Below are 14,826 nucleotides of genomic sequence, written 5' to 3'. Positions count from 1 at the left end.
GACGACCGGATGAGACACCCATGTCATCACCCCTCACGAAACTCCACGACCGCCTGGGACTGCGCACCTCCCCGGCGATCTTCTTCCCGGCCGCCCTCGTGGTGGTCCTGTTCACGGCCGCCATGAGCATCTTCCCCGCGCAGGTCCAGGGCCTGTTCGGGATCGGGGCCTCATGGCTCCGCTACGACATCGGCTGGTTCTACACCCTGAGCGCGACGCTCCTGGTCGTGTTCGCCCTGGGCCTCGCGTTCTCGAGGTACGGCCGCGTCAAGCTGGGCGACGACGACTCCCGGCCGGAGTACTCCGGCATCGCCTGGTTCGGCATGATGTTCGCCGCCGGCGTGGGCGCCGTCCTCATGTTCTGGGGCATCGCCGAGCCGATGTACCACTACGCGCTGCCGCCTCTGGAGGACACCGCGCCGTTCAGCGACAAGGCCGCCCACAACGCGCTGTCGATCGCGAATTTCCACTTCGGCGTCCACATGTGGGCGATCCTGATCGTGCCGGGTCTGTCCTTCGGCTACTTCACCTACAAGCGCAAGCTGCCGCCGCGGGTGTCCTCGGCCTTCTACCCGCTGATCGGCGACCGCATCCACGGCCCCATCGGCAAGACGATCGACACCATCTCCATCGTGTCCACCGTGTTCGGCGTGGCCGTGTCCACCGGCCTCGGTGCGCTGCAGATCAACGCCGGCATGAACTACGTGTTCGGCACCCCCGTGGCCGGGTGGATCCAGGCGCTGATCATGGCCGTCATCACGGCTGCCGCGATCACCTCGGTGCTCGCCGGCATGGACAAGGGCGTCAAGCGCCTCTCCTACATCAACATCCTCATGGCGATCGCCCTGATGGTGTACTGCCTCATGTGGGCCGCCTCGTCGATGGACGTCGTCCGCGGCACCGTGGAGTCCGCCGGCCGCTACGTCTCCTCGCTTCCCCTGTTGAGCACCTTCAACGACACCTTCCATTCGGGTGAGTGGTCCGGTGCCTGGACCGTCTTCTACTGGGCGTGGACCGTCACCTGGGCGCCGTTCGTGGGCATGTTCGTCGCGAAGATCTCGCGGGGCCGCACCATCCGTGAGTTCGTGAGCGCCTCGATCGGGCTGCCGACCCTCTTCGTCATCATCTGGATCGGCATCTACGGCAACTCCGCGTTCGCGATGGACCGCGCCTCCGCGGGGGCCCCGCTCACCGGCGGCGCCCTGACCCGGACAATCGTGGAGGAGGGCAACGTCCAGGCGGCCCTGTTCCAGTACCTGCAGGAGCTTCCGCTCTACCTGCCGATCGCCACGCTCGCGCTGATCATCATCGTGATCTTCTTCATCACTTCGATCGACTCCGGCGCCCTGGTGATGGACGCCATGGCCAACGGCCAGGAGGATGTCGTCTCCCGTCGTCAGCGCGTGTTCTGGGCGCTCAGCGTCGGCGCGGTGTGCACCGCGATCCTGATCACGTCCGGCGACGGCGGCCTGGACGCGCTCCAGGAGGTCATCATCGTGATCGGCTTCCCGGTCATGATCCTCACCGTCCTGCAGGCCGGCCTGCTCGTGCAGGCGCTGCGCGAGGACGCCGGCGCCGCCCGCCCGATCCGCACCCGCCAGTGGAAGCGCGTGCTCCCGGCGGAGGAGTACCACCGCCGCGCCCAGGAGGAGGGCGACGTCTCCGCGTACGTCATCCGCCCCGAGTTCGAGCCGGGCACCGAGCCCGAGTTCGACACGCACACCCCCAACACGTGGCACCAGCAGCAGGCCGTCGCCCAGCGGGCCCGCGTCACCGTGGGCCTCACCGGCGGGATCGCCTCCGGCCGCACCGCGGTGGGCGAGGAGTTCGAGCGCCTCGGCGCCGTCGTCGTGGAGTTCGACGACGTGGCGGAGGACCTGCTCGTGTCGGGCTCGCCCCTGGTGGACGAGCTGCGCGACGTCTTCGGCGAGGAGATCGTCCGACCGGACGGCTCGGTCGACCTGCGTGCGCTCGACCGGCTGACGAACCGGTCCCAGGCCGCGCGCCAGCGCTACCTCGAGGTCGTCACTCCCGCGGTCCGCGCTGAGGCGGACCGGCGAGCGAAGGCCGCCGGTGAGGACGCGGTCCTCGTGGTCGACCTGGCCGTGCTCGCCGAGACCGGCAGCCACAGGGACTTCGACCAGGTGGTCACCGTGACCGCCCCGGCCGAGCAGCGCGTGGACCGCCTCATGGCCGACCGCGGCCTGTCCCGCGAGCAGGCGTGGGCCGTCATCGACGGCGGTGCGGCGGACGGGGCCCGCGCCGAGATTGCCGACACCGTGATCCCCAACGACGGCACCCGCGAGGACCTCGCGGCCGCCGTGCGGGCGTACTGGGACGAGCGCATCCTCCCCGTCCTGGACCCGCACGCCGCCGGCAAGGTCGGCTGACCGCACCGGCACCCCACGGGCGCCCGCACCCCGCTCGGGGGCGGGCGCCCGTCGCCGTCCGCACGCGCGGCTGGGGCGGGTTCCGCCGGGCCGGGCATACTGGGAGCCGAGAAGGTCCAGCCGGTGCTGGACGCGGCCCCGGCGGACCCCGCCGTGCGGGCCCGACCCGAGGAGGACGCCCGATGACCGTGACCGACCCGACCCTGCGCCCGCGTCTGCACGTGGGCCTCACCGGGGGCATCGCCGCCGGCAAGTCCGCCGTGGCGGCCGAGCTGGAGCGGTGCGGCGCCCTGCTCGTGGACTCCGACGCCCTCGCCCGGCTCGTCCTCGAGCCCGGCACGGAGGGGCTGGCGGCCGTCCAGGAGGCCTTCGGCGACCGGGTGATCGCCGCCGACGGCTTGCTGGACCGCGCGGCGCTGGCCGCGATCGTGTTCGCCGACGCCGGCCAGCGCGAGCGCCTCAACCGGATCGTGCACCCGCGCGTGCGGCGGATGGCCCGGGAGATCGTGGCGCAGGCGGGTCCCGACGTCGTCGTGGTGCAGGACGTCCCCCTGCTGGTGGAGACGGGCCAGGCGGACGCGTTCGATCTGGTCCTCGTGGTCCAGGCACCCCGCGAGGAGCGCATCCGCCGCATGGTCGAGGACCGCGGCATGAGCGTCGAAGACGCCGAGGCCCGCATCGCCGCCCAGGCCACGGACGAGCAGCGGGCGGCGGTGGCCGACGTCGTGATCGTCAACGACGGCGACCTCGAGCGCCTGCGCGAGCTCACCCGCGCCGTGTGGCGGGGGATGGCCGCATGAGCCTGGCCAAGCAGATCAACCGCGTCGTCGCCCCCTTCGAGGTCGTCTCCCCGTACCAGCCCTCCGGCGACCAGCCCAAGGCCATCGCGGAGATCACCGAGCGCGTCCAGGCCGGCGAGAAGGACGTGGTCCTGCTCGGCGCCACCGGCACCGGCAAGTCCGCCACCACGGCCTGGGTGATCGAGCAGCTCCAGCGGCCCACCCTGGTCATGGTCCAGAACAAGACCCTCGCCGCGCAGCTGGCCAACGAGTTCCGCGAGCTGCTGCCGAACAACGCCGTCGAGTACTTCGTCTCCTACTACGACTACTACCAGCCCGAGGCCTACGTCCCTCAGACGGACACCTTCATCGAGAAGGACTCCTCCATCAACGAGGAGGTCGAACGCCTCCGGCACTCCGCTACCAACGCCCTGCTCACCCGCCGGGACGTCGTCGTGGTCGCCACCGTCTCCTGCATCTACGGCCTCGGCACCCCCGAGGAGTACATCGAGCAGATGGTCACCCTCCGGCGCGGACAGGAGCTGGACCGCGACGTGCTGCTGCGCCAGTTCGTGCAGATGCAGTACGTCCGCAACGACGTCGACTTCCACCGCGGCACCTTCCGCGTGCGCGGGGACACCGTGGAGATCATCCCCATGTACGAGGAGCTCGCCGTGCGCATCGAGTTCTTCGGGGACGAGGTGGACTCCATCCAGACCCTGCACCCCCTCACCGGCCAGATCGTCCGCGAGGAGGAGGAGATGTACATCTTCCCCGCCTCCCACTACGTCGCCGGCGACACCCGCATGGGCAAGGCCATCACCGCCATCGAGGACGAGCTGCGCGCCCGCCTCCAGGAGCTCGAGTCCCAGGACAAGCTCCTCGAGGCCCAGCGCCTGCGCATGCGCACCACCTACGACCTCGAGATGATGCAGGAGATGGGCTACTGCAACGGCATCGAGAACTACTCGAGGCACATCGACGGCCGCCCCGCCGGCTCCGCACCCCACTGCCTCCTCGACTACTTCCCCGACGACTTCCTCCTCGTCGTCGACGAGTCCCACGTCACCATCCCCCAGATCGGCGCCATGTACGAGGGCGACATGTCCCGCAAGCGCACCCTCGTGGAGCACGGCTTCCGCCTGCCCTCCGCCATGGACAACCGCCCCCTGAAGTGGGACGAGTTCCTCGAGCGCATCGGCCAGACCGTGTACCTCTCGGCCACCCCCGGCGCCTACGAGCTCTCCCAGGCCGACGGGTTCGTCGAGCAGATCATCCGCCCCACCGGCCTCGTCGACCCGCAGGTCGTGGTCAAGCCCACCGAGGGCCAGATCGACGACCTCCTCGAGCAGATCCGCGTCCGCACCGCCCGGGACGAGCGCGTGCTCGTCACCACCCTCACCAAGCGCATGGCCGAGGACCTCACCGAGTACCTCCTCGACGCCGGCGTCAAGGTCGAATACCTCCACTCCGACGTCGACACCCTCCGCCGCGTCGAACTGCTCCGCGAACTCCGCCTCGGCACCTTCGACGTCCTCGTCGGCATCAACCTCCTCCGCGAGGGCCTCGACCTGCCCGAGGTGTCCCTCGTGGCCATCCTCGACGCCGACAAGGAGGGCTTCCTGCGCTCCACCACCTCCCTCATCCAGACCATCGGCCGCGCCGCCCGCAACGTCTCCGGCGAGGTCCACATGTACGCCGACAACATCACCGACTCCATGCGCCGCGCCATCGACGAGACCGAGCGCCGCCGCGCCGTGCAGATCGCCTACAACGAGGAGCACGGGATCGACCCCCAGCCCCTCCGCAAGAAGATCGCCGACATCACCGACCAGCTCGCCCGCGAGGACGCCGACTCCGCCGACTTCCTCAAGGGCATGGGCGGCGTGAAGGCGGGCTTCACCTACGGCATGGGCCAACGCGGGCTCTCCTCCCTCGACAAGGAGGCGCCCGGCACCGACGGAGCCCCCGGCCGGTCCGGCGTCGACCCCGCCACCCTCCCCGCCAAGGACCTCGCCGACCTCATCGGCCAGATGTCCGCCCAGATGCACCAGGCCGCCGCCGACCTCCAATTCGAACTCGCCGCCCGCCTCCGCGACGAGATCGGCGAGCTCAAGAAGGAGCTGCGCCAGATGGAGCGCGAACAGTGACCCCCACCGGCCCCGCCCCCGCCGCGCTCCTCGACACCACCCCCCGCCGCGCTCCTCGACACCACCCCCCGCCGCGCCGCCCAACGCCGCACCGTCCGCGCCCTCGCCGCCAGCCAGGTCTTCTCCGGCCTCGGCAACGGGTCCGCGCTCGCGGTCGGCTCGGTCATGGCCGTCGAGCTCAGCGGCCACGCCGGCTGGGGCGGGACCACCAGCATGGCCATGTCCCTGGCCGGGGCGCTGAGCGCCCTGCCCCTGGCCCGCCTCGCGCTCGCCCACGGCCGACGCACGGCGCTCACCGCCGCCAACGGCCTCGCCGCCCTCGGCACCGTCGGCATGGTCCTCGCCCCCGTGCTCGGCAGCTACCCCCTGCTCCTCGCCGCCGCGCTCCTCGTGGGACTCGGCGCCGCCGGCAACCTCCAGGCCCGCTTCGCCGCCACGGACCTGGCCGACGACGTCACGCGAGCCCGGGACCTGGGCCTCGTCGTCTGGTCCATCACCCTCGGCGCCGTCGCCGGCCCCAACCTCATCGGTCCCGGCGCCGCCCTGGCGCGTCCGCTGGGGCTGCCGGACACGTCCGGCCCGTTCCTGCTGTCCCTGGCGGGCATGCTGCTCGCCGTCGCCATCCTCCAGGTCGGCCTCCGCCCCGACCCCCTCACCACCGCCCTGCGCCTCGGCGGCGGACCCCCCGCCCCGCGCCCGCGGCTCGCCGACGGTCTCACCGTCCTGCGCCGGGAGCGGGCGGTCGCTCTCGCCGTGACGGCCGTGGTGACCGCGCACGCGGTGATGGTGGCCGTCATGTCCATGACGCCCGTGCACCTGGCCTGCGTGGCCCAGGACCCGGCGTCCCCGGACGAGGCCCCCGGTGCGGCGCACGCCGCGCAGGAGCACGCCGCGCACGCCGCGCAGGAGCACGCCGCGCACCTGGACACCGCCCCGGACACCTTCGTGGTGATCGGCCTCGTCATCTCGCTGCACATCGCGGGCATGTACGCGCTCTCCCCGGTGATGGGCCACCTGGCGGACCGGTGGGGGCGCGTCCGGCTCACGGCGGCCGGCCTGGGGACACTGGTGGCCGCCTGCCTGCTGGCGGGGGCGGGACGCGGCTCCGTGCCCGTGGTCACCGTGGGCCTGGTCCTCCTCGGCCTCGGGTGGTCCGCGGCCACGGTGGCCGGCTCCGCCCGCGTGTCCGAACTCGTCAGGGGCCCCGATCGCGTCCTGGTCCAGGCGGTCCCCGGCGGGCCGGGCGCGTGACTCAAAAACGCTGATATTTCATAATTATCACTGTTCGTGTAACGTCGGGACCATGATGCAGGCGGAGACCACCCTCGCCCCCGCGGGCGCGACGCCGGACCCCCGCGCGGCCGTCATCGCCGACATCGTCGGGTCCCGCCGCCTGTCCGACCGGGCGGAGGCCCAGGCGGCCGTCCTCGCGGCCTTCGCCGAGGCCGAGCGTCAGGTGCCGCCCGTGGTGCCCGCCTGGGCGACCGTCGGCGACGAGTTCCAGTCCCTCCACGCCCACTGGGCGGCCGCGGCCCGCAGCGTCCTGCGCGTCGGCCTGGCCCTGCCCGGCGGCGTCGAGCTCCGCTTCGGGATCGGCGAGGGGGAGCACGTGGAGGTGGCCGCCCCCGTCGAGGGCGAGGGCGGGCCGATCCTGGACGGCTCAGCATGGCACCGCGCCCGCGCCGCCCTCGAGACGGCCGCCGACCGTGCCGCCGGCGCCGCCACGGCCTTCGTCGGGGAGGACGCCGCGCTGAGCCTCGCCCTCGACGGGCAGCTGCTGCTGCGGGATCACCTCGTGGGCCGCCTGCGCGCACGCGAGCGCCGCCTGGCGGCCGCGCTGCTGGCCGGACGGACGCAGGCCCAGGCAGCCCGGGCCGAGCGCATCACGCAGTCCGCCGTCTCCCAGGCCGTGTCCCGCTCCGGCATCCGGGAGCTGCTCGACCTCGACGCCGCACTCGAGGCGGCCACACCTGCCGGAGGGGATCAGGCGTGACGGCCCTCATTCTGCTCGGCCTCGGCGTGCACGACCTGGCCGCCGTCACCCCCGGGCCCGCGGCGCGCCGGCCCTGGCTGCGGCTCGCGGCGGCCGTGGCGGCCATCCTCCTGGGCGTCCTCGTCCTGTCCCCGTCCGCAGGGCCGGGCCCGGGGCCCCTCGCCGCGGCGACGACGGCCCTGGGAGTGGCCGGCGTCTGGCACGCCCTCGCCGCCGCCCGCCGCCCCGTGTGGCGGACGGGCGTCGTCGGCGTCGTGGTCCTGCTGGCCGTGGCCGAGCACACGGGCGCGGCGGTCGTCCCCCCGGCCCCGGTCGGGCTGGTCCTGCTCGCCGCGGGCCTGGTCCTCGTGGAGACCGCGAACGTCGTGACGCGGGACGTGCTCGCCCTCGCGGGCCGGCCGTCGGGGGAGGCGGACCCGCCGGCGGACCGGGAGCGGGATGCGGCGGGACTGCGCGGCGGGCGGTTCATCGGCCCCATGGAGCGCCTGCTGATGACGGTTCTCGGGCTCCTGGCCGCATGGCAGGTCGTGGCGGCCATCATGGCGGCCAAGGGCATCGTCCGGTTCCCCGAGATCGCCCAGGACGCCCGGGCCCAGGACCCGAAGGGCGGGCCGGCGGGCGCCAGCGCCGAGGAGTTCCTGATCGGCTCGCTCGCCAGCTGGACCCTGGCCGCCGGAGCCGGCGTGCTGGTCCACCTGGCCCTCGGCCTGGCCTGATCCGGCCACGGGGCCGCACGGCGGGCGAGGCCCTGCGAGGTACCATGACGCGTCCCTGCCACGAGAGGCCACGCCCCGATGGATGTCCTCAGTCCCGCCTTCCAAACCACCACCCTCGTGGTCCTCGGCCTGATCCTGCTCTTCGACCTGCTGTACGTGGTCAAGCGCCCGCACGAGCCCTCCGTAAGGAGGCCGGACTCTGGATCGGCTTCTACGTCACCCTGGCGCTGATCTTCGCGGGCCTGCTGTTCGTCCTGGGAGACGTCCAGCACGGCACCGAGTTCCTGGCGGGCTGGGTCACGGAGTACAGCCTCTCGGTGGACAACCTGTTCGTGTTCCTCATCATCATGGCCGAGTTCCAGGTGCCGCGCCGGTACCAGCAGGAGGTCTTGATGGTGGGCATCATCATCGCCCTCATCGCGCGGGTAGTCTTCATCGCGATCGGCGCCGTCGCCATCGAGCATCTCACCTGGGTGTTCTACATCTTCGGCGCGTTCCTGCTCTGGACCGCGTGGCACCAGCTCAAGGACGACGACGACGGCGAGGAGGCCGAGCCCGGCCTGGTCGCCAAGCTGACCCGCCGCCTCAACGTGGCGGAGGACTACGACGGCAACAAGCTGCGCACCACGGTGAACGGCAAGCGCATGTTCACCCCCATGGTGGTCGTGTTCATCACGATCGGACTGACGGACGTCATGTTCGCGGTGGACTCCATCCCGGCGATCTTCGGCCTCACCCAGAACGGGTTCATCGTCCTGACGGCCAACATCTTCGCCCTCATGGGCCTGCGCCAGCTCTACTTCCTGCTCGGCGGGCTGATGGACCGCCTCGTGTACCTCAAGCACGGCCTCGCGTTCATCCTGGCGTTCATCGGTGTCAAACTCATCCTGCATGCGCTGCATGAGAACGAGCTGCCGTTCATCAACGGCGGCCAGCCCGTTCCCGTGCCCGAGATCTCCACCTTCCTCTCCCTCGGCGTCATCGTCGGCACGCTCGTGGTGGCCACGGTGGCCTCCCTGCTCTGGGGCAAGGCCGCCCACGAGGGCGACGTGCCGCGCGCCGAGTCCGCGGAGCGCATGCGCCAGGTGTCCGACGCCGCGCGCCGCGACGACCGCTGAGCGTCCGCCGACCCGACGGCTATAGGGCCGGCCGCCCGCGGGCGACCGGCCCCGATGCTGTAGAGTCATCCTGTCGTAGGGGAGTATCCAGAACACTGCGGACGTCACCACGTGGACGGCGCGGCCGGTCGTCGGCCCCGTCCGCCGGACGCAGCGGCCCACGCCGTCGGTCATGCCGGGGCGGGGCGGAGAGACTTGCGAGCATTGACCGAGTCCCCTCCCGAAAGGTGCTCCCCGCGTGGAGATCAACGGATTGACCTGGGGCCTGACGATCGCGCTGATCGTCGGCCTCCTCGCCTTCGACTACTTCGCCCACGTGCGCAAGGCGCACACCCCCACCATCCGCGAGGCGGCGGTGTGGTCCGGGATCTACATCGCACTGGCCCTGGCCTTCGGCCTCGTGTTCTTCCTCTTCGGGGACACCCAGCACGCCGTCGAGTACTACACCGGCTACATCCTCGAGAAGGCGCTCAGCGTCGACAACCTCTTCGTGTTCCTGGTGATCATGGCCAGCTTCGGAGTGCCGCGGGACTACCAGCAGAAGGTGCTGCTGTTCGGCATCACCTTCGCGATCATCTCGCGCACCGTGTTCATCCTCATCGGCGCGGCGGCCATCTCCGCGTTCTCCTGGGTCTTCTACCTCTTCGGCATCGCCCTGATCGTGATCGCGGGCCTGCAGCTCAAGAGCGAGATGGGCGACGCGGACGAGGCAGAGGAGGAGGCGGACAACGTCATGGTCCGCTTCGTGAAGAGGTTCCTGCCCGCCTCGGACCACTACGACGGCGACCGCCTCTTCACCGTGGAGAACGGGAAGAAGGTCATGACGCCGATGCTGCTCGTGATGATCGCGATCGGCCTGACGGACATCCTCTTCGCGTTCGACTCCATCCCGGCGATCTACGGCGTCACCCAGGAGCCGTACATCGTGTTTGCGGCCACCGCCTTCTCCCTCATGGGCCTGCGCCAGCTGTTCTTCCTCATCGACGGCCTGCTGGACCGCCTCGTGTACCTCTCCTACGGCCTCGCCGCGATCCTCGCGTTCATCGGCGTCAAGCTGGTGCTGCACGCCCTCCACGAGAACACCCTCGGCTTCATCAACGACGGGCAGCCCGTCCCCGTCACGGAGATCCCCACCACCCTGTCCCTCCTCGTGGTGGTCGGCATCCTCGTGCTCACCGTGATCGCCTCGCTCGCCTCGCCCAAGGGACAGGCGCTGCGCGCCCTGCAGAACGCGGAGAAGTACTCCCACCGCTACACCGAGCTCGACGACGCCGCCACCCCGGCCGAGCGCGAGAAGGCCGCCGCCCTGATGGACGAGTGGATCCGCCGCGCCGAGCGCGTGGACGGCAAGTGGCATGACCAGCTGATCGATCACAAGGATCGGTGGTCGGCGATCATCCGCCAGGCCCACGAGGCGCGCCTGGCGGACCTGCGCGACGCGGACGCCGCCGGTGTCTCGCAGAAGATTGTGGCCCAGGACGGGCCGACGGTCTGACCCGTCTCCCGACCCCGGGACCGGACACGACGACGAGGCCCCCTCCCGCGCGGGAGGGGGCCTCGTCGTCGGTTCCGGGAGCCGGGTCGGGCGGCCCTCAGTCCTCGCCGCGGGTGAGGTCGAGCAGGCGGCGGACGATCGCCGGGCCGTCGTCGGCGAGGCCGTCGTGGTGGAACGCGTCGGTCTCCCAGACCTGCAGGTTCCGGACGCGTCCCGCGGTCTCGAGGGAGAGGTCCCGGTCCACGTAGACGTCGTGCATGTACACGGCCGCAGCGACGGGCACGTCGTTCGCCGCGAGGACGTCGAGGTCGTACAGCGGACCCCAGTCCTCCTTCGCGGCCAGCAGGCGGGCGGTGCCCGCGAGTGGCCGCAGCGCCGCCTCCGTCTCGAAGGACCAGGGCATGACGTGCTCGCCGGTGGGCAGCGGCGCGGGGGAGCGGGCCGGGTCGAAGTCCACGTGCTGGGCGAGCGTGCGGGCGGCCGACCAGTCCGTGGCGGGACGCCCGTCCGCCAGCCCTGCGGGCTGGGCGTAGATCGCCTCGTGCAGCACGGCGTACAGCGGGTTCGTGCCCCGCTCCACCTGGGCGGCAACGGCGGCCCCGAACGCCTCCGACAGCCGCGGCGCCGCCCCGGTGCGGTCCACCGCGTCCGCGAGGGCCCAGTGCAGCTGGTCCACGCGGGTGTTCCCGCCCAGCAGCATGCCGAGCTGCTGCACCCGGCCCGCCGTGAGGGGAGAGCCGTCCGGCAGTCGGACGGGGTCGCCGGCGGTCTCGGCCGCTCGCGCCAGGCCCACCACCTCGGCCCACCTGGCGCGGTCCCCGGGGTGTCGGGCGAAGAACTCCTCGGCGCGGGCGCGCATCCGGGCGTACGTGGCCCGGTAGACGCGGTCCGCGTGGCCGGTGAGCGGCGCCAGTCCGCCGGTGATCAGGCAGCGCTCGAGCCCCGCCGGGTGCCACGAGAGGTAGCTCAGGGTGCAGAATCCGCCGAAGCTCTGGCCGAGGGTCGTCCAGGGGCCTGCGCCGAGGGCGCGCCGGATCATCTCGGCGTCCTGCACGATCGACGGCGCGCGCAGGTGCGTGAGGTACGCCGCGCGGGCGGCGTCGTCGGGCAGGGCGGCCAGCGTGGCGGCGGTGGCCGGGGTCGAGCCCCCGGTGCCGCGCTGGTCGAGCAGGAGCAGCCGGAAGTCCTTCGCCAGCTCCCGCTGCCAGCCGCCCAGCCGGGCGGGCCGGGGCGCCCCGAAGCCGGGGCCGCCCTGGAGGTAGAGCAGCCACGGCCGCTCGCCGTCCGGGTCGTCGGGGGCCCGGACCTCGCGGGCCAGGACCTCCAGGGTGCCGCGGCCGCCCGGGCCGACGCCCGTCCCGTCCGCGTCCTGGACGCGCGCCTGCTCGAGCGTGAGGGCGTGGTCGATCGGCACGAGGAAGCGGTGCTCGAGCACGGGCGTGCCGTCGACGAGCACCGTCGCCGGCCCCGGCCGGTGCTCGGCCGGGCCAACGGGGGTGAAGCCGCGGGGGTCGCCGGGGACGTGTCCCGCCGTCACAGATCCCACCCGGGCACGGGCGCCCCCACGGAGAGGACGTGGACCACGGGGTGCCCGGCCTCGTCGGAGGCGTCCAGGTCCACCACCGCGTTGATGCCGTGGTCGTGGTCGCCGTCGTGGTCCTTGAGGACCTGGCGCACCGCCCACCAGCGCGTCCCCGCCAGCTCCACGGGGCAGCGTCCCTCGGGGCGCTCCGCCACGCGGAAGAACTCGGACCCGCGCGCGGCGGGGCCGTCGTCGATGTCCTCGTGGTCGTCGAAGTAGGCGTCCAGGGCGTCCGCCCAGTCGTCCGCGGAGAGGTCGCCCGAGAGTTCGGCGAGCCGGCCATCCTGCTCGTCGCCGAACAGGCGCACGCGCTGGAACATCGCGTTGCGGATCATCACGCGGAACACGGCCGCGTTGTCCGTCAGGCGCGGCGGCGGGGTGGGCTCGAGGGACTCCATGTCCCGGCGCAGCTCGTCGATGTCCCCGGCCACGAGGTCCTCCCACTCCTCGAGCAGGGAGGAGTCGGTCTGCTTGACCATCTCGTCCAGCCAGTCGAGGAGGACCTGCAGGTCCTCGGTGCGGTCCTCCTGCGGCACCGTCTGGCGCAGCGCCTTGACCGCGTCCGTCAGGTAGCGCAGCAGGACGCCCTCGGAGCGGGCCAGGCCGTAGAACTGGACGTAGTCGCCGAAGCCCATGGCGCGCTCGAACATGTCCCGGACCACGGACTTGGGGGAGAGCTCGAACTCGGCCAGCCACGGGGCGTCCTGGCGGTAGAGCTCGAACTGCTGCTCGAGCAGCTCGGCGAGCGGCTGCGGATGGGTGACCTCGTCGAGGGCGCGCATGCGGTCCTGGTAGTCCATGCCCTCGGCCTTCATGGCCGCCACCGCCTCGCCCTTGGCCTTCTTGACCTGGGCGGAGAGGACCTGACGGGGCGGGTCGAGGGTCGCCTCGATCACGGACACGACGTCCAGGTGGTGGTCCGGCTCGGCGGGGTCCAGCAGGTCCAGCGCCGCGAGGGCGAAGGGGGAGAGCGGCTGGTTGAGCGCGAAGTCCGGCTGCAGGTCCACCGTGAGGTCCACGGTGCGGCCCTCGGCGTCGGGCACGGGCAGCACTTCGACGACGCCCGTGGCCAGCAGCTCGCGGAAGATCCCCAGGGCGCGGCGCATCAGCTGGGCCTGGCGGGCAGGGGTCTCGTGGGTGGCGCGCAGCAGGCGGCGGACGGCGAGGACGGGGTCGCCCGGCCGGTCCAGGATGTTCAGCAGCATGGAGTGGGTGATCCGCATGCGGGACACCATGGGCTCCGGCTCGGAGGCCACGAGCTTCTCGAACGTGGCGGGACCCCACGAGACGAACCCCTGCGGTGGCGTCTTCCTCTTGGTCCCCTTGACCGACTGCTTCATGCGCTTGGCCCGCTCGGCCTCGTCCTTGACGCCGGCGAACTTCGCGGCGGCCCTGCGCTCGGCCGCCCTGTTCTCGATCACGTGCTCGGGGGCCTGGACCACCACGGTGCCGGAGGTGTCGAACCCCGCGCGGCCGGCGCGGCCGGCGATCTGGTGGAACTCGCGGGACTGCAGGATCCGCGTCCGCTCGCCGTCGAACTTGGACAGGGCAGTGATCAGCACGGTGCGGATGGGCACGTTGATGCCCACGCCGAGCGTGTCCGTGCCGGAGATGACCTTGAGCAGCCCCTCCTGGGCGAGCTTCTCCACGAGCCGGCGGTACTTGGGCAGCATGCCGGCGTGGTGCACGCCGATCCCGGCGCGGACGAGCCGGTTCAGGGTCTTGCCGAACCCCGCGGAGAACCGGAACCCGGCGATCCGCTCGGCGATCGCCTCCTTCTCCTCCTTCGTGGTGACGGACACGGAGGCCAGGCCCACCGCCGTCTCCACGGCGTCCAGCTGCGAGAAGTGCACGATGTACACCGGCGCCTGGTGCGTGGAGACCAGCTCCTCCACCTTCTCTTGCAGCGGCACCTCGGACCACTCGAAGGTCAGAGGGATGGGCCGCTCGGCGTGGGCGACGACGGCGACCTCGCGCCCGGTGCGCTCGGCGAGGTCCTCCTCGAGGCGGGTGGTGTCCCCGAGGGTGGCGGACATGAGCAGGAAGCGCGCCTGCGGCAGCTCGAGCAGCGGCAGCTGCCAGGCCCACCCCCGCGCGGGGTCCGCGTAGTAGTGGAACTCGTCCATCACCACGGTGCCGATCTCCATGCCGGAGCCCTCGCGCAGCGCGCGGTTCGCCAGGATCTCCGCGGTGCAGCAGATGATGGGCGCGTCCGCGTTGACCGAGGAGTCGCCCGTGACCATGCCGACGTTCTCCGCGCCGAAGACGTCCACCAGGGCGAAGAACTTCTCGGAGACGAGCGCCTTGATGGGGGCCGTGTAGTAGGAGACCTTCCCGTGGGCCAGGGCGTCGGCGTGGGCGCCGAGGGCCACGAGGGACTTGCCCGAGCCGGTCGGCGTCGCCAGGATCACGTGGTTGCCGGCCACCAGCTCGAGGACGGCCTCCTCCTGCGCGGGGTAGAGGCGGATGCCGCGGGCGTCCGTCCAGGCGGTGAAGGCCTCGTACACCGCGTCGCCGTCGGGGGAGCGGCCGAGGGCGTCGAGGCGTCCGGTGAGGGAGGGCGCGGCGGGGGTGGGCACGGAGGCGGGGGCGGAGGAGGTCAT

9 protein-coding genes and 2 pseudogenes are annotated in these 14,826 nt (G+C 72.1%); 9 read left to right on the top strand and 2 right to left on the bottom strand.

All coding sequences use genetic code 11. From position 1 onward, the window contains the following. The first annotated feature begins 20 nt into the window (after positions 1–20). The 9 genes and pseudogenes from coaE (BJ976_RS05405) to BJ976_RS05370 all read left to right on the top strand — a co-directional run bounded on the left by coaE (BJ976_RS05405) (position 21) and on the right by BJ976_RS05370 (position 10,641). On the top strand, positions 21–2,390 hold the full coding sequence (gene coaE, locus BJ976_RS05405; protein ID WP_135027636.1) for a dephospho-CoA kinase: 2,370 nt from the start codon (positions 21–23) through the stop codon (positions 2,388–2,390). Between the two features lie 182 nt (positions 2,391–2,572). Beyond that, positions 2,573–3,190: a dephospho-CoA kinase gene (gene coaE, locus BJ976_RS05400; RefSeq protein ID WP_135027634.1), complete on the top strand. Its 618-nt coding sequence runs from the start codon at positions 2,573–2,575 to the stop codon at positions 3,188–3,190. Continuing rightward, positions 3,187–5,319 (top strand): excinuclease ABC subunit UvrB, encoded by a 2,133-nt coding sequence (gene uvrB / locus BJ976_RS05395; RefSeq protein WP_135027628.1) that lies wholly within the window; start codon positions 3,187–3,189, stop codon positions 5,317–5,319. Before coaE (BJ976_RS05400) ends, uvrB begins: the two co-directional genes overlap by 4 nt. A 117-nt stretch (positions 5,320–5,436) precedes the next feature. Continuing rightward, a pseudogene (locus tag BJ976_RS12240) lies at positions 5,437–6,123 on the top strand (MFS transporter); the annotation flags it as partial. Next, a complete protein-coding gene (locus BJ976_RS12235; RefSeq protein ID WP_338105814.1) occupies positions 6,103–6,570 on the top strand; it encodes an MFS transporter in 468 nt (155 codons plus the stop codon). The pseudogene BJ976_RS12240 and the gene BJ976_RS12235, both read left to right, overlap by 21 nt. Before the next feature lie 52 nt (positions 6,571–6,622). Further along, entirely contained in the window at positions 6,623–7,312 is a 690-nt protein-coding gene (locus BJ976_RS05385; protein ID WP_229667052.1) for a SatD family protein, read from the top strand. Continuing rightward, a complete protein-coding gene (locus tag BJ976_RS05380) occupies positions 7,309–8,028 on the top strand; it encodes a hypothetical protein (protein WP_135027622.1) in 720 nt (239 codons plus the stop codon). The genes BJ976_RS05385 and BJ976_RS05380 overlap by 4 nt, the downstream gene beginning before the upstream one ends. A gap of 78 nt (positions 8,029–8,106) precedes the next feature. Beyond that, positions 8,107–9,146 (top strand): annotated as a pseudogene (locus BJ976_RS05375) (TerC family protein). 238 nt (positions 9,147–9,384) lie between these two features. Beyond that, entirely contained in the window at positions 9,385–10,641 is a 1,257-nt protein-coding gene (locus BJ976_RS05370) for a TerC family protein (protein ID WP_135027619.1), read from the top strand. 97 nt (positions 10,642–10,738) lie between these two features. Here the strand turns inward: BJ976_RS05370 and BJ976_RS05365 are convergent, their stop codons facing one another. Further along, positions 10,739–12,178, bottom strand: a complete 1,440-nt coding sequence (locus BJ976_RS05365) for an alpha/beta fold hydrolase (RefSeq protein WP_135027616.1) — start codon at positions 12,176–12,178, stop codon at positions 10,739–10,741. Further along, a complete protein-coding gene (locus tag BJ976_RS05360) occupies positions 12,175–14,826 on the bottom strand; it encodes a DEAD/DEAH box helicase (RefSeq protein ID WP_135027613.1) in 2,652 nt (883 codons plus the stop codon). Before BJ976_RS05360 ends, BJ976_RS05365 begins: the two co-directional genes overlap by 4 nt.

Source organism: Micrococcus flavus (assembly GCF_014204815.1).
GTDB classification, from domain to species: Bacteria; Actinomycetota; Actinomycetes; order Actinomycetales; family Micrococcaceae; genus Micrococcus; species Micrococcus flavus.
The sequence above is the reverse complement of the archived record's forward strand: the minus strand, read 5'-3'. Positions and strand labels throughout refer to the sequence as shown.